The organism is Clostridium sp. CTA-17 (assembly GCF_054767895.1).
The window spans coordinates 322,700-342,744 of sequence record NZ_BAAABF010000003.1 but is presented as its reverse complement, the minus strand read 5'-3'; the positions used below and the strand labels follow the sequence as shown (position 1 = coordinate 342,744).

Here is a 20,045-nt window from a genome sequence, read left to right as displayed (position 1 = left end):
GAAGCAGCAGTTAAAATGATACCAGATACTGAAACTGCTATAAACGAAGACGATGCTAAGAAGTTCCAAAAGATGTTAGACTTACTTGAAGATGACGACGATGTTCAAGAGGTTTATCACAATGCTGAATTCCCTGAAGGATGGGATGAGTAAGAGGATAAACTAATTAATATCAATGGTTTGATAGGTTCTTATATATTATTAATTTTGAATATTTACTACGGTGTACATTAATTATGGTCTCTATAATGGTGTATATATTAGAAAAGGTTATTTTCTAGCTTTATAGTATAGGAGATAACCTTTTTTTATTAAAAGATGTATTAGAAGAGTTTTTATTAGAATTAGAAATAAGAAATTATAGCAAAAGAACATTGACTTGATTTGCTTAATAAGTTGATAAATATTTTATTTTATATAAATATAACAAAGAAATTAAGTGGGTTTAGGAAAGATTTATTGAAATGAAAATATAACAGTAAAAATTAATTTGCTAATAGATATACAATTAGAGGTATAAGCTATATATCTATCATATTTTCTTGATTGAAGAGCGTGTAAATTACACAAAGTATTTTACACGCTCTTTTTTCAATTTATTTATTTTCAGTATATTTATCGCATCCTTTTATATGTTCACTCCCATATACGCATCCTGCTTTACATACAAYATCACCTACTTGTGGTGTTTTTTCTTGCTCAATTTGTTCATTTCCGGTATATTTATYACATCCTTTTATATGTTCACTTCCATATATGCATCCTGCTTTACATACAACATCACCTACTTGTGGTGTTTTTTCTTGCTCATTTTTTGTGTTTTCTTGAGGTGCTGTATCTTTATTATCTTTTATATTATTTTGTATCTCTTTATCTTTCTTTAAATCTTCATTCTTTTTAGATTGTTCTTTTTGTTTATTTTCATTTGGTAATGTATTATTAATATTTTTCTCTTTTTGATTTTCTATAGCTATTTCATTTAATTCGCTTTCTTCTATAATTTCTACTGATTTATTCGGAGTATTATCTTTTATCCAATTATATGTTATTGCCACTGTTGTTACTCCTATAAATATAATACCCAATAAAATTACTATTTTCTTTGCTTTAATCATTAATCCTCCATATATCCTAAAACTCTTTTGAATTAATTCATTATTGAAATTTATATTTAATAAAGGCCTAAATATTTATCATTTAAATTGTATATGTAATTAAATACAATTTTAAGATACAAATTAAAAACAAAGTGTAATAAATTTCTAAACTGGATTTGTGTGAATACCTTGGACACAAAAATTCGAACTTATTTAGGCTGCATTCAAAGCTTTAAATTTCATTTCATTAGGAGGATTATAAGCAAGTGATGAATGTAGTCTTTTACTATTATAAAAACTTTCTATATTATAGAGTTTATTCCTAATTCTCCTATGTAAGTAGAAAGACTGGGGAAAATTAGAGTTTAAAAAACTAAAAGATAAGATTTTTATAAAAATATAATAGATTAATAATTAAGTAATATTCTAAAAAATCAATTCAGTTAAAAGCAGTAATATTTAATGGTTTATTTTTACCATATTAAATATTACTGCCGTTATTTTGTGTTTTCATTAAATGTAAAATAAATTTTAATATAATTATTTTTTAGTTTCTCTTAGTGAGGTTGAAAATGCAGTTATAAGCATTATTAAAAAAAGCAATATAAATAATAATTCCATGGGACCTCCTTAAGCATAAATAAAATAGATTTAAAGATAGTTAAAAGTTCAGTTTGTTTATTACTATAGAAAAATAAATCTTGTTATATCTGAAAATATATAAATAATAATGTTTACATCTTATAATAATATCTTATCATACATAATATGGAAAAATATTAATTCTTTGAAAAAAATTCTTTAAACTTAAGAGATTTAAGAAGTTTGTGGTAAAGAGAAAATATATAAAAGTTTAAGAAAAGTTAACAATTTATAAAAATAAGTAGTATAATTAAAAAAAGAATTTGGGTTATAGTAGGAGATGATATTTTATGAGAAATTTAAATGGAAATTTAATAAGAATCTCTGGAGAGATATTAAAAATAACATTAAATAAAGAAGTTACTGGAACTTTATATTACTCTGAGAAACTTAATGGAGAATTAAAGTTTATTAAACATATAGAAAAAGAAAACGAATTTGAATTTAAGGATCCAGAGCCTAAGAATAGAACCTTTTATTTTATAAAATGCGAAAATGAAGAGTTGATTTTAGCAGAGAGACTTGTGCCACTTAAAAGATTTTGCAATTTTAGAGATTTAGGTGGATATGAAACAAAGGATGGAAGAAAGGTGAAATGGGGATTATTTTATCGCTCAGAAGCTTTAAATAAATTAAAAGGAGAAGATTTAGAATATTTTAAAACCCTAGGAATTAAGTATATTTTTGATTATAGATCCTTAGAAGAAGTTAAATTAAGCCCAGATAGAAATGTTGAAGGGACAAAAAATATAAATATATCTGCAATGAGAAATTTAGATAATCAAAATCTAAATATGGAATCATATTTAAAAGGAATCTTATCAAAGAATAGCAATCAAGAACCACCTGAAAAGATACTTATGGATGGATATATTGAGATGCCATTAAATAATTTAGCTTTCAAGGAGCTTATAAAGACAATAGAAAATCCTAAAAACCTAGCTGTATTACAGCACTGTACATCAGGGAAAGATAGAACTGGTTTAGGATCAGCTTTAATATTATTGTTATTAGGTGTACCAGAGGAAAAGGTAATAGAAGATTATATGTTAAGTAATGAATATAGAAAAGTAGAAAATCATAGAATACTTCAAATTTATGAAAAGCATGTATCAAATGAAACTATAAAGGAATTGATAGATGATATTTTAGGAGTAAAAAAGAAATTTATAGAACTTAGTTTAAATAATATAAAAAATACTTATGGTAGCTATGAAACATATTTTCTAAAAGAATATGGATTAACTAAGGAAAAAATAGAGCTTTTAAGAAATGAATATTTATATTAGTTAAATAAATTTAAGAAATCTTAAGACCTTTATTGAATATAATGTGAAATAATATTTAGAGTAATTTTAAAGAGAATAGGATTTGTTATGATGGAGTTTAAAAAATCTTTCATAATAAATCCTATTTTATTAGTTATATACTTTCTTTGAATTTTTATAACAAAATATTGAAAATATATTAATATATGTTACAATTAGTATGTATAAAATTAACTTTTATAACAAATAAAATTCAAGGGGGATAATTTATGTTAAAGAAGTTTAGTAACAAAAAAATTACTGCTTTAATGGTTGTATTAGCAATGGTCTTTAGCTTTATACTACCAATACCAGTTAAAGCTGCTGAAATTTCTGAAACAAAAAATTCAAATGTAACAGAAAAGACAGATAAAAAAACTGTCAATATCCAAATACTTGCCACTTCCGATTTGCATGGTAAGTTTATGGATTATGATTATGCACAGGGAGAGGAATCCGTTGGTGGATTAAATCAAATAGCTACTGTGGTTAAAGAAGCTAAAAAGGAAAATCCTAATACCTTAGTGTTAGATAATGGTGATACTATTCAAGGAAATTACAATCACTTATTTATGAATAAAGAAAATCCTATGATACTTGCTATGAACACAATAGGATATGATGTTTTTTCTTTAGGAAATCATGAATTTAATTTTGGAATGGACAAACTTCATAATATTATTGGTCAAGCAAACCCAAATCTTCATGTCTTATGTGGAAACCTTTACAGAAATGGAGAGAGAGTTTTTAATCCTTATACAATTAAAGATGTAGATGGAATAAAGGTTGCAATAATAGGAGTAGTTACTCCACATATAATGCAATGGGATTCTCAAAACTTAAAAGGTTATGAAGCTAAGAATCCAACAGAAGAAGTAAAGAAAATAATAGGAGAAATAAAGGCAAATGGAGGCGCTGATGTCTATGTAGTAACTTCTCATGCAAGTTTAAATGGAGAATATGGTGATGGAGATAGTGCTGCTGGAATAGCTGAAGCAAATCCAGAAGTAAGTGTAGTAGTTGCTGGACATAGTCATGATACAGTTAAATCAGAATTAAGAGGAAACGCTATAATTAGTGAACCAGCAAGTAGAGCAAAATATGTTTCTAAATTTAATTTAACTGTTGAAAAAGATGAAAGTGGAATAAAAGTTCTTGATAAGAACGCAGATCTTATAAGTCTTAAAGGGGTACAAGGAGATCCAGAATTAACTGAGAAACTTAAGCCTTTCCATGAAGCTGCTATAAATGATGCAACAGCTAAGATTGGAGAATTAAAAGGTGGAGATTTAGCAAAACCTGATGAAGTAAAAGGTATTCCACAATCAATAGTTGAAGACCAAGGGGTTACTGATTTTATAAATGAAGTACAATTATATAATAGTAAAAAGTTTTTACAAACTAAAGGGATAGATCCTAATAATGTGTACATGGTTTCATCAGCAGCTTTATTTAGTCCTAAGGCTAATCTTAAAGAAGGTCCTATAAGCAAGGCTGATGTTTCAAATATATATAAATTTGATAATAAATTATATGTTATAAAAACTAATGGAAAACAATTAAAGAAATACATGGAAGAAAACTCTAAGTTCTTTAATAAATATAAAGATGGAGATTTAACTATATCTTTTGATGAAAATGTAAGAATGTATAAGTATGATATGTTTGAAGGCGTTAATTATGAAATAAATATAGCTAAAGATCCAGGTGAAAGAATAGAAAACTTAAAATTCTCTAAAGATGGTAAACCAGTTGAGGATTCAGATGTAGTATATTTATCAGTAAATGATTATAGATATAATTCAGGGTTAGCTGCAGGAATAATGGATCCAGGTGAACATGAAAAAATATATGATACAGTAAATGATGATATATCAGCGATAAGAGATTTAATAAGTGATTATATAATTAATGTTAAACATGGAGTAATAAATAGAAATGTAGATGGAAACTGGGAAATAACAGGTAACAATTGGAATCCAGAACAAAGAGCTTTAGCAGTTAAACTTATTAATGAAGGAAAAATAAATCTACCAACTTCATCAAATGGAAGAACTCCAAATGTTAAATCTGTTACTTGGGATGAAGTATCAAAATTTGCAGAGGCTTTACCAGAAGAAAAGAAAGAAGTTGAAATTCCTATTTTAACATTCAATGATTTTCATGGTTCTTTAAAAGAATCAGGAGGAAATCCTGGAGCTGCTAAATTTGTTGGGGAATTAAAGAGAGTAAAAGAAAAAAATCCTAACACAATAGTAGTAAGTGGTGGAGATATGTATCAAGGAAGTGCATTATCTAACCTTTTAAAAGGAAAGCCAGTTAGTGATATGAATAAAGCTTTAGGTGTTCAATTCTCATCTGTAGGAAATCATGAATTTGACTGGGGTTATGATTTAATTCCAGGATGGGCTAAAGATGGTGGATTTGAATTCTTAGCTTCTAACATATATGAAAAAGCTACAGGAGAACCTGTAAAATGGGCTAAACCTTATGGTATTGTTGAAAAAGGCGGAAAGAAAATAGGATTTATAGGCCTTGCAACACCTGAAACAGCATATAAAACAAATCCTGATAATGTAAAAGATTTAGAATTTAGAGATCCTAATACTGAAGCAGAAAAGTGGGTTAAACATTTAAGAGAAGTTGAAAAAGTTGATGCAGTAATTGCTTTAACACACATTGGAAGTCAACAAGATAGAGAGACTGGAGAAATAACAGGTGAAGTAGTTAATCTTACAAAAGTTCCAGGCTTAGATGCAATTGTATCAGCTCATAGCCATATGCCTGTTAAGGGAACTGTTAATGGAGTTCCAATAGTACAAGCTTATAAAAATGGACGTGCTATTGGCCTTATAGATTTAAAATTTGATAAAGATGGAAAATTATCTGTTGAAGCTCAACGTATGGATATTTCTAAAAATATTAAAGATTTACCTGTAGATAAAGAAATGGAAGAAACATTAGGAAAATATGAAAAAGAATTATCACCTATCTTAGATGTTAAGGTGGCTGATTTAAGTGAGGATCTTCCACACAATAGAGATGCAGGTGTAAGCCCAATGGGAGCAACTGTTACAGAAACTATGAGAAAAATAGTAGATGCAGATATAGCTATAAATAATGGTGGTGGAGTAAGAGCTCCATTAAAGAAAGGCGTAATAACAGTAGGAGATATGTATACTATACTTCCTTTTGATAATACTATAGTAACAATGGATATGAAAGGTTCAGATATTATTAAAGTATTAGAACATGGAATTGCTCCTAAAGATTTTGGATGGGGCCAACATGCTGGTCTTAAATTCTGGTATAATCCAGATGCTGAACCTGGAAATAGAATAACTTCTGTAAGATTATTAGATGGAAGTAAGCTAGATCCAAATAAATATTATAAATTAGCGACTAATGATTTTATGGCAGCTGGTGGAGATGGATATGATTTCTCAGCAGCTAAGAATATTAAAGATACTAATAAAGTTTTAAGAGAAGGCATAAGTGATTATTGGAAAAATCATGGTATAAATCCTATAACTAACTTAGCAACACTTATTGAACCTGGAGAAGATAAGGAAGAAGCTGTTAAACCAGTAGAACCAGAAAATCCATCTGTAGATTCTAATAAACCGGTAGAACAAGAGAAACCAACTATAGATACAAATAAGCCGGTAGAACCAGAAAAACCATCTATAGAAGTAAATAAGCCAATGGATCCAACTATAGATGATATTAATACAGATAAGCCTGAAATATCTAATCCAGATAATAATTCAAATAATGAAGAAAATAAAAAGGATGATTTAATTAAATTACCTAACACAGGAAATCCTTTTGGAGCTGAAGTTTTTGCAGCAATGGGAGTTTTAGCTACTATAGGCGGTAGCATAATTCTAAAAAAGAAACATAATGATGCAGCTTAATTTAAAATGACTAAAAAAGCAGTAAAGAAAATTTCTTTACTGCTTTTATTATTTAAGAAGATTAATTTATTATTAATTTTAAATTTATTTAAGCATAGAATTTACTAGGAATTAAAAAAATAAAAAGTTAATTAAAGTTAACGAATATTTAACAATAAAAGATTGAAAAATATTCGCCAAATAATGTACAATACATATGTATAAAATTTACTTTTATAACAATAGTAAACTAAATGAGGGGGAAAAATATGCTTAAAAAAGTAAGGGATAAGAAATTTACAGCATTAGCAGTTGCTACTTCAATGATCTTTGGAATTGCAACACCGTTAACTACTGTAAAGGCTACTGAAAATTTAGCACCGGAAAACCTAGAGAAAAAAGGAGAAGAGGCTACTTTAGAAAAAGAAGGAGATGTAACTATTCAGATTTTAGGTACATCAGACCTTCATGGTAGATTTATGAATTATGAGTATGCTCGTAATCAAAAATCTGATGGTGGATTAAATCAGATATCAACATTAGTTAATGAAGCTAGAAAGGAAAATCCTAATACAATAGTGGTTGATAATGGAGATACTATACAAGGAAATTTCAATCACTTATTTAAAAATGGTCCTAATCCTATGGTTATGGGAATGAATGCTATAGGGTATGATGTTTTCTCTTTAGGAAATCATGAATTTAACTATGGAATGGACAATCTTAATGATGTTGTAAGTCAAGCTAATGATAATTTAGATGTATTATGTGCAAATCTTTATAAAGATGGTAAGAGGGTTTATGAAGGATATACAACTAGGGAAATAGAAGGCGTTGAAGTTGCTCTAATTGGAGTTGTAAGTCCTCATATAATGAAATGGGATTCAGAAAATCTAAAAGGATATGAGGCTAAAAATCCTGCAGAAGAAGTTGGATTTGTAATAGATGAAATAGAAAATAGACCTGAGGGTGGCGCTGATGTTTATGCAGTAGTTTCACATGTGGGATTAGAAAGTGAATATGGTAATGGAGATAGTGCTAGAGCCATAGCTGAAATGAACCCAGAGGTATCTGCCATAGTTGCAGGACATAGTCATACTAATGTACCAGAAGAAAAAATAAACAATGCAGTTATAAGCCAACCTACAAGTAATGGTCAAATGGTTTCTAAAATAGAATTAACTGTTAGAAAAAATGGAGAAAAAGTAGAAGTTGTAGATAAAAAGTCTAAATTATTAAGCACAAAAGGTGTAGCAGAGGATCAAAAAATAAATGATTTACTTGCTGATTTTCATAACACAGCAATTGCTGATGCAACAGCACCTGTTGGCGAAATGGTTGGAGGAAATCTTGCTGATAAAAATGAAATAAAAGAAATTCCACAATCATTAGTTGAAGATCAAGGTATAACTGATTTTATAAATGAAGTTCAATTATATAATAGTAGAAAGCATTTAGAATCAAAGAATATAAATCCAGATGAGGTTTATATGGTTTCTGGAGCAGCTTTATTTAGTGCTTCATCAAACTTATATGAAGGAAATATAAGCAAAGCAGATATTTCAAATATTTATAGATATGATAACAAATTATATACTATAAAAACAAATGGAAAGCAACTTAAAAAGTATATGGAAAAAAATGCTGAGTATTATAATACTTATAAAGATGGGGATTTAACAGTATCTTTCAATGAAGATGTTAGAATGTATTTATATGACATGTTTGATGGAATAAGTTATGAAATAAATATATCTAAAGAGCCAGGTCAAAGAATTGAAAACTTAAAGTTTGAAAAAGATGGTAAGCCAGTTGAAGACTCAGATGTAGTTTACTTAACAGTAAATGATTATAGATATAATTCTGGATTAGCTGCTGGAATAATGGACCAAGGTGAGCATGAGAAAATATATGATACAAATAATGATCAAATATCAGATATGAGAGATTTAATAGTTGATTATATTCAAAATGTAAAAGGTGGAAAAATCACTAAAAATGTTGATAATAACTGGAAGATAACAGGTAATGACTGGGATGCAGAACAAAGAGAATTAGCTGTTAAACTTGTAAATGAAGGTAAAATAAAAATACCTGTATCAGAAGATGGAAGAACTCCAAATGTAAAAGCTGTAACTTGGAATGATGTTTTAGAAGCTTTAGGAACTAAGGAAGTTGAAATACCAATAGTTACTTTCAACGATTTCCATGGATCTTTAGCAGAATCTAAGAGTGATGTTGGAGCAGCTAAGTTAGTTGGAGAAATAAAGAGAGTAAAAGAAGAAAATCCAAATACTGTAGTTGTTACAGGTGGAGATATATATCAAGGAAGTGCTATGTCAAATCTTTTAAAAGGTGAGCCAGTTACTGCTATGCTTAAGGAAATGGGCTTAGAATTTTCAGCAGTTGGTAACCATGAGTTTGACTGGGGATATGAATATATACCAGATTGGGCTAAAGCTGGAGAATTTGATTTCTTAGCATCAAATATATATGAAAAAGAAACTGGAGAACCAGTTGAATGGGCTAAGCCTTATGGCGTTGTTGAAAGAGAAGGAAAGAAAGTTGGATTTATAGGACTTGCTACTCCTGAAACTGCATACAAGACAAAACCAGATAACGTTGCTCATTTAGAATTTAAAGATCCTGTAGAAGCAACTAAGACTTGGGTAGATTATTTAGAAAATAAAGAAAATGTAGATGCCGTTGTTGTTTTAAGTCATTTAGGAAGTGAACAAAATAGAGAGACTGGAGAAATAACTGGTGAGATTGTTGAAGTTGCTGAAGTACCAGGAGTTGATGCTATAATATCAGCTCATAGTCACCAAAAAGTTGAAGGAAAAGTTAATGGAGTACCAGTTATACAAGCGTATAAAAATGGTAGAAATTTAGGATATGTTAACTTAAAATTTGACTATAAAGATGAATTAGTAGTTACAACTAAACTTGACGATATTTCTAAGAGAAAAGATACTCTTCCAGTTGATAAGAATATGGAAGATATATTAGCAAAATTTGAAGCTGATTTAGCTCCTATAATGAATGAAAAAGTTGCTGATTTATCAGTAGATTTACCACATGATAGAGATACTGGAGTAAGTCCTATGGGGGCTACTGTAGCTGAAACTATGAGAAGAATAGTTGATGCTGATATAGCAATAACTAATGGTGGAGGAGTAAGAGCCCCATTAATGGCTGGAACAGTTACTGTTGGAGATATGTACACAATACTTCCATTTGATAATACTTTAGTTACAATGGAAATGAAAGGTTCAGATATAATAAAAGTTTTAGAGCATGGAATAGAACCAGATAACTTTGGATGGGGACAACATGCTGGTGTTAAACTTTGGTACACTCCAGGAGCTGAAAGAGGAGAAAAGATAACTTCAGTTAGATTAGCTGATGGAACTAAATTAGAAAATGACAAGTATTATACAGTAGTTACTAATGACTTTATGGCTGTAGGCGGAGATTCTTATGATTTCTCAGCTGCTAAAAATGTAGTGGATACAAACTTAGTTATAAGAGATGAAATGGCAAATTATTGGAAAGAAAATGGTATAGATCCTATAACTGATTTATCTACTTTATTAGAAGCTGGTGAAGATACAACTGTTGATTCAGAAAAACCAGAAAATCCAGAAAATCCTGATAATGGTGAAAATTTACCTAACACAGGTATGCCATTTGGAACTGGAGCAGTAGCTGCTATGGGTACAGTATTAACAATTGGTGGACTAGCTGTATTAAGAAAGAAAAAGAATAATGCTGCATAGTAATTAATTATTTTGGGAGTGAATTTTAATCACTCCCTTTTTATTTTATTATATACTTTAACATAATTTTGATCTTAGATATAAAAATAGAGATTTTTTAGTTTAACCATGAATATTTATATTTGATTTTTACTTTAGATAAGATAGTAAGGATTTAATTACTATAGGAAGGTTATTAAAAAAGCTAGGGAGATTTAGATAGAATATTAATATTAAAAGTGTTTGAAAATAAAAAAACATAAAATGTGTGTATAAAAAGAGAAAATATGTTAATAATCACCAATGAGGTGATGATATGAATTTTAATAATATAAAAAATAATGATAAAATCAAAAACTTAATATTTATTCTTTTAGGCATATTTATATTTGTAAGCAGTTATATGATAACTTACTTTTATAATAGTAAAAAGATTCAACAAACTAATATGAAGGTTACAGAGAAAAAAGGTGAAATTGTTTTAGCTGAGGATATGGATGTAATATTTACAAGAAGAACTTTAGATGACCATGTCGTAGTTGATTATAAAACTACTATTGGAGAAATGGTTAAAAATGATGAAATCAAGGGAGAAAATATGGATGAGTTAATTTCTGCTGTAGAAAAAGATGGGTATGAATTAGTTTCATCAACTTCAGGAGAAATAATTTTCTTAAATGATATGGGAATATTAGAAGCTGGTAAGTATTATATAGGTGAAAAAGATGGATACATAGCAATGTTTAAGGCTGGTGAAGATGGAAGACCATTTATTGAAAAGCCAGAGGATGTTAGTACAAAGAAAATAGATGATTTGCCAGAGGTTGATAGAAGTAAAATAAGTAATTTTGAAAAGAAATATGATACAAGAGAAGAGTGTGAAGAAAATATAACAAATTATATAAGTTAAAAATATTAGTAAATTTATCATTTGAAAAAATATATATAATCAATAGCTATGTCTTATTAAGATATGGCTTTTTTTATTACTTAAATGAAAGTATGACCTAGGAAAATAGAGAGTTTAGAGTGTTTTTAATGAATAGTAAATTTTGTGTAATTCATTGATAATATTCCCTCTTCATGTTAAAGTATTATATAGATTTAAAGAACTTATTATACATAGGAGCATTAAATATGTACGAATATATAAGAGGCCAATTTCAAGGGATAAGTAAGGATTATGTTGTAATAGAATTAAATAATATAGGATATAAAATTTTCACATCTGGAAATACAATGTCTAATATGCCAAAAGTAGGAGAGGAAGTTCTTCTATATCTAGAGCAGATCGTTAGGGAAGATTTCATAGGTCTGTATGGATTTACAACAAGAGAAGAATTAGAAATGTTTAAGCTTTTATTATCCATAAATGGAGTAGGAGCAAAAGCGGCTTTATCACTTCTATCAATTAGTACTGTTAATAATTTAAAGTACGCAATAATGATGGGAGATGAAAAGCACATAACAAGGGCACCTGGAATAGGAAAGAAAACGGCTCAAAGAATTATTCTAGAGCTTAAGGATAAGTTAAAACCAGATGAACTTACTTCTGAAGAGGGACAATTAATAGAAGGAATTAATGATAATTCTGATTATAGTTTCAATATAAATGAAACATTAAGTGCCTTAATGGCATTAGGATATACAGAGAAGGAAGCTCAAAAAGCTTTAGAAAAAGTTGATAAGACATTATCTATAGAAAATATGATAAAGGAGTCTTTAAAACTTTTAATGCGTTAGGAGGTGTAATTAAATGAGTGAAAGATTAGTTACCTCTAATGAGATTGGAATAGATTCAACTAATGAATACAGTTTGAGACCAGAGAAAATAAATGAATATATAGGTCAAGACAAAGTTAAAGAAAGACTAAACATATTCATAAAAGCTGCTCAAAGAAGAGAGGAAGCCTTAGACCATGTAATTTTATATGGGCCACCAGGTCTTGGAAAGACAACATTAGCTAATATAATAGCAAATGAAATGGGTGGAAATCTTAAAATAACATCAGGGCCTGCTATTGAAAGAGCAGGAGACTTAGCGGCAATATTAACAACCTTAAACACTAATGATGTTCTGTTTATTGATGAGATACATAGATTAAATAGAAGTGTAGAGGAAATCCTATATCCTGCCATGGAGGATTATGTTTTAGATATAATTATTGGTAAAGGGGCTGCTAGTAAATCCATAAGACTCGATTTACCTAAATTTACTCTAATAGGTGCCACAACTAGAATTGGTATGCTTAGTTCACCTTTAAGAGATAGATTTGGGGTTTTATGTTCTATGGAATATTATACTGATGAGCAATTAAAGGAAATAATAATTAGAAGTGCTGAAATTTTAGGATGCCATATAACTGAAGAAGGAGCCTTTGAAATTGCTAAAAGGTCAAGGGGTACTCCTAGAATAGCAAATAGACTTTTAAAGAGAGTAAGAGATTTTGCAGAAGTTTTATATGATAATGAAATTACAGAAGAGGCTGCAAAAAAATCCTTAGAGATTTTAGAAGTTGATGGAGAAGGGTTTGATAGAATTGACAATAAAATTCTAGAAGCCATAATAGATAACTTCAATGGAGGACCAGTAGGGATAGAAACCTTAGCTTACTTCGTTGGAGAGGAATTAGATACTATAGAAGATGTTTATGAGCCATATCTTCTACAAAAAGGGTTTATAGTTAGAACTCCAAGGGGAAGAATGGCAACAGATAAAGCATATAAACACTTAGGAAGAGTTAGATTTAATGAATCTAAGATAGATTCTAAACAGTGTACGTTATTTGAAAAATAAAATAGAGAAGGTGTAATTAAAATGAAAGTAAGTGATTTTTATTTTGAGCTACCAGAGGAACTTATAGCTCAATATCCACTTGAAAAGAGAGATTCTTCAAGATTAATGGTTTTAGATAAAAAAACTGGAGAGATTGAACATAGAAAATTCCATGATATATTAGAGTATTTAAATGAAGGAGATACTTTAGTTTTAAATAATACTAGAGTATTACCTGCTAGACTTATAGGAGAAAAAGAAGAAACTGGTGGTAAAATAGAATTTCTTCTTTTAAAGAGAATAGAAGGAGATAAGTGGGAGTGTTTAGCTAAGCCAGGAAGAAAGGCTAAAGTAGGTACAGTTTTCACTTTTGGAGAAGGTAAACTTAAAGCCATAGTCAGAGAAATTGGTGAAGAAGGAAATAGAATAATAGAGTTTAAGTATGATGGTATATTTGAACAAGTTTTAGATGAATTAGGACAAATGCCACTTCCACCTTATATACATGAAAAATTAGAAGACAAAGAAAGATATCAAACAGTTTATTCTAAAGAAAAGGGATCAGCAGCAGCACCAACAGCTGGATTACATTTTACTGAGGAATTATTAAAAGAAATTAAAGATAAAGGTGTTAATATAGCATATTTAACTTTACATGTAGGACTTGGTACATTTAGACCAGTAAAGGTTGATGATGTAAATAATCATGTTATGCATTCAGAATATTATCATTTAGATAAAGAAAATGCAGAGCTTATAAATAAAACTAAGGAAGCTGGAAAGAGAGTAATTGCTGTAGGAACAACATCTTCAAGAACTTTAGAAACTATTGGAGATGAAAATGGAAGAGTTAGAGAACAAAGTGGATGGACAGATATATTCATATATCCAGGATATAAGTTTAAAATAGTTGATAATTTAATTACAAACTTCCATTTACCTGAATCAACTTTAATAATGCTTGTTTCAGCTTTAGCTGGCAAAGATAATATAATGAATGCTTATAATACTGCAGTAAAAGAAAAGTATAGATTCTTCTCATTTGGAGATTCAATGTTTATAAAATAAAAAGCAAAGGAAGGACTTTTTTCATGACTAAAAAAAGATATACTCTTTTAAAAAAAGACGGAAAAGCTAGAAGAGGTGAGTTTGTAACTCCTCACGGTACAATTCAAACTCCTGTTTTTATGAATGTAGGAACTTTAGCGGCTATAAAAGGTGCTGTTTCTTCAATGGATTTAAAAGAAATAGGATGTCAAGTAGAGCTTTCTAATACATACCATTTACATTTAAGACCAGGAGATAAGGTTGTAAAGCAAATGGGAGGCTTACATAACTTTATGAATTGGGATAGACCAATCTTAACAGATTCAGGTGGATTCCAAGTTTTCTCATTAGCAGGAATGAGAAAGATAAAAGAAGAGGGAGTTTATTTTAACTCACACATAGATGGTAGAAAAATATTCATGGGACCAGAAGAAAGTATGCAAATACAAAGTAATTTAGGTTCAACAATAGCTATGGCTTTTGATGAATGTATTCCAAATCCATCAACTAGAGAATATGTAGAAAAGTCAGTTGCAAGAACAACAAGATGGCTTGAAAGATGTAAAAAAGAAATGGATAGATTAAATTCATTAGATGACACTGTTAATAAAGAGCAAATGCTTTTTGGTATTAACCAAGGTGGAGTTTATGAAGATATAAGAATAGAACATGCTAAAACTATAAGAGAAATGGATTTAGATGGATATGCTATTGGAGGATTAGCGGTTGGAGAAACTCATGAAGAAATGTATAGAGTTATAGATGCTGTAGTTCCTCATTTACCAGAGGATAAACCAATATATTTAATGGGGGTTGGTCTTCCATCAAATATATTAGAGGCAGTAGAAAGAGGAGTAGACTTCTTTGATTGTGTTTTACCTGCTAGAAATGGAAGACATGGTCATGTTTTCACTAAAGAAGGTAAAATAAACTTAATGAATGCTAAGTTTGAATTAGATGCTAGACCAATAGATGAAGGATGTCAATGTCCTGCATGTAAAAATTACACAAGAGCATATATAAGACACTTATTTAAGGCTAAAGAAATGTTAGCTATGAGATTATGTGTTCTTCACAATCTATACTTCTATAATAAGCTTATGGAGGATATAAGAGATGCTATAGATGGCGGATACTTTGCAGAATTCAAAGCTAAAAAGTTAGAAGAATGGAATGGAAGAGCTTAATAATATAAAATTTACATAATAAGAAGGGAGTGGCTAGTATGAATTTTCAACAAATAGCAACAATGGTATTACCTTTTGTTTTAATGTTTGGTGTATTTTATTTCTTACTTATCTTACCAGAAAAGAAAAGAAAGAAAAAATATGATGCTATGATAGATGAGCTAAAAGTTAATGATAAGATCATAACTAGAGGCGGAATCATAGGTAGAATAGTAAAATTAAAAGATGATAGCGTTATAATAGAGACTACTCAAGATAGAACAAAGATCGAGTTTTCAAAACAAGGCATAAGTTCAAAAATTGATTAGTATAATTTAAAGAAATAGTTATTTTAATGTATTTTATGCATTAAAATAGCTATTTTTTCATTTTAGGTATTGAATTTTACATTATAATGTGAAAGAATAAGGGTGGTAAATCAAATTAGCTTTTTAAAAAGAGCTTTAAAATTAAACCTTAACATGGTATAATATTAAAGATAGTTTTGATTGGAGGAAGAGTAAATGAAGCGTATAAAAACAGTAAACAAGTCAAGCTTAAAAAAGAGCTTATGTAAACCAGCAGATTGCAGAGAGTGTGCTAACTCATGCCAATCAGCTTGTAAAACATCAGCTACAGTAGCAAACTTAGCTTGTGAAAATTAATTATAAAAATTCTTAAGTGGCAGTAACTTTTAAAGTTGCTGCCATAGTTCTTAGTTAGGAGGAAATATTGTGGCATTAATTCATAAATTTATGCAAGGTGGAGAGTATTACGTAGTAGACGTAAACTCAGGAAGTGTTCATATTGTTGATGACCTTATTTACAATATGATAGATAATGATAACAAATTAAGTAGTAAGGAATCTTTAATTGAAAAGTTAAAAGATAAATATCCAGTTGAGGAAATTGAAGAGGCTTATGAAGATTTACTTCAATTAGTAGAAGAAGACGCTTTATACTCAGGAGATTTATATGAAGAGGTTGCTAAAGAAAGTGACAAGGCACCTTCATACATAAAAGCATTATGCTTAAATGTTGTACATGACTGTAATTTAAGATGTAAATATTGTTTCGCTGATGAGGGAGAATACAAAGGATGTAGAAAACCAATGAGTGCTGAAGTTGGTAAAAAAGCTATTGATTTTGTATTAGCAAATTCAGGTGGAATAAAGAATATAGAAGTTGATTTATTTGGTGGGGAACCACTAATGGTATTTGATACTATAAAAGAAATAATAGATTATGGTAAGAAAAGAGGAGAAGAAGTAGGCAAAAATGTAAGATTTACTATGACTACTAATGCAACTCTTTTAAATGATGAAAGAATTGATTATATAGATAAAAACATCGGAAATATAATTCTTTCAATAGATGGAAGAAAAGAAGTTAACGATGCTGTTAGAATAAGAGTTGATGGTTCAGGAAGTTATGATAGAATACTTCCAAACATAAAGAAAATGGTTGAAAAGAGAGATCCAAGCAAACAATATTATGCTAGAGGAACATTTACAAGAAATAATACTGACTTCTTCCAAGATGTAATGGCTCTTGCTAATGAAGGATTTACTGAGATTTCAATAGAGCCAGTTGTTCTTCCAGATGAACATGAATTATCTTTAAGAAGAGAAGATTTACCAACTATCTTTGGAGAGTATGATAAATTATACAATGAAATGGTGAGAAGATTAGAAGAGGGAGATAACATATTCAAATTCTATCACTTTAACATTGATTTAAATGGTGGTCCTTGTGTTTATAAGAGAATAGCAGGATGTGGAGCAGGTCATGAGTATATTGCTGTAACTCCAGATGGCGAAATATATCCATGTCACCAATTCGTTGGAAACACTGATTTCTTACTAGGAAATATCTATGATGGAGAAATCAGAAAAGATCTTTCAACAGAATTTAAACAAGCTCACATATATAATAAACCAAAATGTAAAGAATGTTGGGCAAGATTCTACTGTAGTGGTGGATGTCAAGCTAATAACTTTAACTTTAATGGCGATATTCATGTTCCTTATGAAGTTGGATGTGAAATGCAAAAGAAAAGAATTGAGTGTGCTATTGCATTAAAGTCAAAGACTATGGACGCTGAATAAAAATATAATATTAATAATTGTTGCCATATATTGACTATGTGGCAACATATTAATATAATTTAGTTTATCAGAGAAATTTTTACAGAGGGGGATAACCATGAAATCAAAATTAGGTAGCTTCATATTATTTTTTATCTCCATAGCAGTGATAAGTTTTTTAGCTCTAGCAGGGTTCAAAGGATTTACCTTAGGGGACTATCAATTTAAAACGTTTAATGAGGTTATAACTAAAGGATTGGATTTACAAGGTGGAGTTTCTGTTCTTATGGAAATCCAAAGCGATGATGTAACAGTAGATCAATTAAACACAACAAAGGAACTTTTATCTTTAAGGGTTAACAAGGTTGGAGTTTCAGAAACTGTAGTAACAACAGAGGGAAATAATAGAATAAGAATTGATATTCCAGGACAATACGATTCAAAAACTATAGTAGATTCTCTTCAACAAACAGGAGAGTTAACATTTGTAGGTCCTGAGAATGATGTTATTTTAACAGGAAAAGATGTTGAAAAGTCAAGTGTATATATAGACCCTCAAACAGGTAAGCCAGTTATAAAATTAGAGCTTAACGAAGAGGGGAAGCAAAAGTTTGCTGAGGCAACAAAGAAATATAAAGGTCAAAAAATAGCTATAAAAATGGATAATGAAACATTAACAGATCCAGTAGTAAATGACATAATTTCTAATGGTGAAGCTATTATTTCAGGAAATAGATCAATGGAAGAAGCAGAAAAGGTATCTGGAATAATAAATGCTGGTGCATTACCAGTTCCAGTTAAGGCAGTTTCAGTTGAGACTGTAGGTGCTCAATTAGGTGCAAATGCTCTTCCAAATGCCATGAAAGCAGGAGCAATAGGTGTAGCTATAATATTCTTATTTATGATACTATACTATAGAGTTCCAGGATTCATTGCATGTATGTCACTAAGTGTTTATATATTAGTAGTGCTTTATATATTTGCATTAGTAGGAGTAACTCTTACTTTACCAGGTATAGCAGCTTTCTTATTAACAGTAGGTATGGCAGTAGATGCTAACGTACTTATATTTGAAAGAATCAAAGAAGAACTTGGAAATGGTAGAAGTATAACATCAGCTATGAAAATAGGTTTTAGCAATGCTTTAAGATCAATAATGGATTCTAATATAACAACTTTTATTGCTGGTTTAGTATTATACTTCTTTGGATCAGGACCAGTTAAAGGATTTGCTTTAACATTATTAATAGGTATTGCAATAAGTATGTTTACCGCTATAATAATGACAAGATTCTTTATGAATTTAGGATTCAACATGGGAATATTAAATAAGCCTTCAATGTTTGGTCGTATAAAAGGAGGTAGACATAATGCTTAAAATTGTAGAGAAGAAGAAAATATGGTTTACTATATCAATTCTTATAATTGTTATAGGTTTTGGATTTATGTTTACTAAAGGTATGAATTTTGGAATCGACTTTAGAGGTGGTACCCAAGTTGTAATAAATATGGGAACAGAATTTAATAAAACTGATGTTGATAAAATTGTAGATGAATATTCAAAAGATGCAGTTACGAATCAAGTTAATGGTACTGAACTTCAAATAAAAGCAAAAGAGTTAAATAGTTCTCAAGTTAATGATATCTTTAAAGCTCTTAAAGAAAAATACGATTTAAAAGATGATGCATTAGTATCACAAAACGAGATTGGAGCTTCAGTAGGAAGAGATTTAACAACAAATGCAATAGTAGCACTTGTAATAGCTGTAATAGGTATGCTTATATACGTAGTCATAAGATTTGAATTTTCTTATGGTATTTCAGCAATAATAGCCCTTTTACACGATGTGTTAATAACTATAAGTGTTTATGCTGTATTAGGAATAACAATAAACACTCCATTTATAGCAGCTATACTTACAATAGTAGGTTATTCTATAAATGACACAATAGTTATATTTGATAGAATAAGAGAAAATAGAAAAAAACTTAGAGGCAAATCTGTGGAAGAGATTGCTGACATAAGTATAACTCAAACAATGTCAAGATCTATAAATACAACACTTACAACTTTAATCACTATAGTTTGTGTTTATATCTTTGTTCCTACAGTTAGAGATTTTGCTTTCCCATTAATAGTTGGTATAGCATCAGGAGCTTGTTCTTCAATATTTATAGCAAGTCCAATTTGGTGTATAATAACTAATAGACAAAAAAATAAAAAGGCAAGAAATAAGTAATAGTATAAAAATGCTAAAAGTTTTATAAC

At 29.4% G+C, this 20,045-nt stretch carries 15 protein-coding genes; 14 read left to right on the top strand and 1 reads right to left on the bottom strand.

Features of this window, described 5'->3' with window-relative positions:
* Positions 1-153: YebC/PmpR family DNA-binding transcriptional regulator (locus ACYUCG_RS08145; RefSeq protein ID WP_460268413.1), on the top strand; the 153-nt coding region annotated here is incomplete at its 5' end.
* Positions 154-596: 443 nt separating this feature from the next.
* Here ACYUCG_RS08145 and ACYUCG_RS08140 read toward each other — a convergent pair.
* Positions 597-1,115 (bottom strand): hypothetical protein, encoded by a 519-nt coding sequence (locus ACYUCG_RS08140; RefSeq protein WP_460268409.1) that lies wholly within the window; start codon positions 1,113-1,115, stop codon positions 597-599.
* Positions 1,116-2,029: 914 nt separating this feature from the next.
* On the opposite strand from ACYUCG_RS08140, the gene ACYUCG_RS08135 reads away from it, so the two are divergent.
* The 13 genes from ACYUCG_RS08135 (at position 2,030) to secF (ending at position 20,016) form a co-directional block, all read left to right on the top strand.
* Complete coding sequence (locus ACYUCG_RS08135; RefSeq protein ID WP_460268408.1) at positions 2,030-3,028, top strand: tyrosine-protein phosphatase; 999 nt, start codon at positions 2,030-2,032, stop codon at positions 3,026-3,028.
* Between the two features lie 248 nt (positions 3,029-3,276).
* Entirely contained in the window at positions 3,277-6,963 is a 3,687-nt protein-coding gene (locus tag ACYUCG_RS08130; protein WP_460268407.1) for a multifunctional 2',3'-cyclic-nucleotide 2'-phosphodiesterase/3'-nucleotidase/5'-nucleotidase, read from the top strand.
* 248 nt (positions 6,964-7,211) lie between these two features.
* Entirely contained in the window at positions 7,212-10,721 is a 3,510-nt protein-coding gene (locus tag ACYUCG_RS08125) for a multifunctional 2',3'-cyclic-nucleotide 2'-phosphodiesterase/3'-nucleotidase/5'-nucleotidase (RefSeq protein ID WP_460268406.1), read from the top strand.
* A gap of 295 nt (positions 10,722-11,016) precedes the next feature.
* The gene (locus ACYUCG_RS08120; RefSeq protein ID WP_240298633.1) at positions 11,017-11,610 is read left to right on the top strand and encodes a hypothetical protein; all 594 of its coding nucleotides are present in this window, start codon (positions 11,017-11,019) and stop codon (positions 11,608-11,610) included.
* Between the two features lie 227 nt (positions 11,611-11,837).
* Entirely contained in the window at positions 11,838-12,443 is a 606-nt protein-coding gene (ruvA, locus tag ACYUCG_RS08115) for a Holliday junction branch migration protein RuvA (protein ID WP_003473697.1), read from the top strand.
* A gap of 13 nt (positions 12,444-12,456) precedes the next feature.
* Positions 12,457-13,497, top strand: coding sequence for a Holliday junction branch migration DNA helicase RuvB (gene ruvB, locus ACYUCG_RS08110; protein ID WP_003451099.1), 1,041 nt, complete (start codon positions 12,457-12,459; stop codon positions 13,495-13,497).
* A 21-nt stretch (positions 13,498-13,518) separates the two neighbouring features.
* Complete coding sequence (queA, locus tag ACYUCG_RS08105) at positions 13,519-14,544, top strand: tRNA preQ1(34) S-adenosylmethionine ribosyltransferase-isomerase QueA (RefSeq protein ID WP_460268405.1); 1,026 nt, start codon at positions 13,519-13,521, stop codon at positions 14,542-14,544.
* 23 nt (positions 14,545-14,567) lie between these two features.
* Positions 14,568-15,710, top strand: coding sequence for a tRNA guanosine(34) transglycosylase Tgt (gene tgt, locus ACYUCG_RS08100; protein ID WP_003468762.1), 1,143 nt, complete (start codon positions 14,568-14,570; stop codon positions 15,708-15,710).
* Positions 15,711-15,748: 38 nt separating this feature from the next.
* Positions 15,749-16,018: a preprotein translocase subunit YajC gene (yajC, locus tag ACYUCG_RS08095; protein WP_003468785.1), complete on the top strand. Its 270-nt coding sequence runs from the start codon at positions 15,749-15,751 to the stop codon at positions 16,016-16,018.
* A 195-nt stretch (positions 16,019-16,213) separates the two neighbouring features.
* On the top strand, positions 16,214-16,354 hold the full coding sequence (scfA, locus tag ACYUCG_RS08090) for a six-cysteine ranthipeptide SCIFF (protein ID WP_003451489.1): 141 nt from the start codon (positions 16,214-16,216) through the stop codon (positions 16,352-16,354).
* A 69-nt stretch (positions 16,355-16,423) separates the two neighbouring features.
* A complete protein-coding gene (gene scfB, locus ACYUCG_RS08085; protein ID WP_060795962.1) occupies positions 16,424-17,797 on the top strand; it encodes a thioether cross-link-forming SCIFF peptide maturase in 1,374 nt (457 codons plus the stop codon).
* Between the two features lie 97 nt (positions 17,798-17,894).
* The gene (gene secD / locus ACYUCG_RS08080) at positions 17,895-19,154 is read left to right on the top strand and encodes a protein translocase subunit SecD (protein WP_060795963.1); all 1,260 of its coding nucleotides are present in this window, start codon (positions 17,895-17,897) and stop codon (positions 19,152-19,154) included.
* Positions 19,147-20,016, top strand: a complete 870-nt coding sequence (secF, locus tag ACYUCG_RS08075) for a protein translocase subunit SecF (RefSeq protein ID WP_111744278.1) — start codon at positions 19,147-19,149, stop codon at positions 20,014-20,016. The genes secD and secF overlap by 8 nt, the downstream gene beginning before the upstream one ends.
* Positions 20,017-20,045 lie beyond the last annotated feature (29 nt).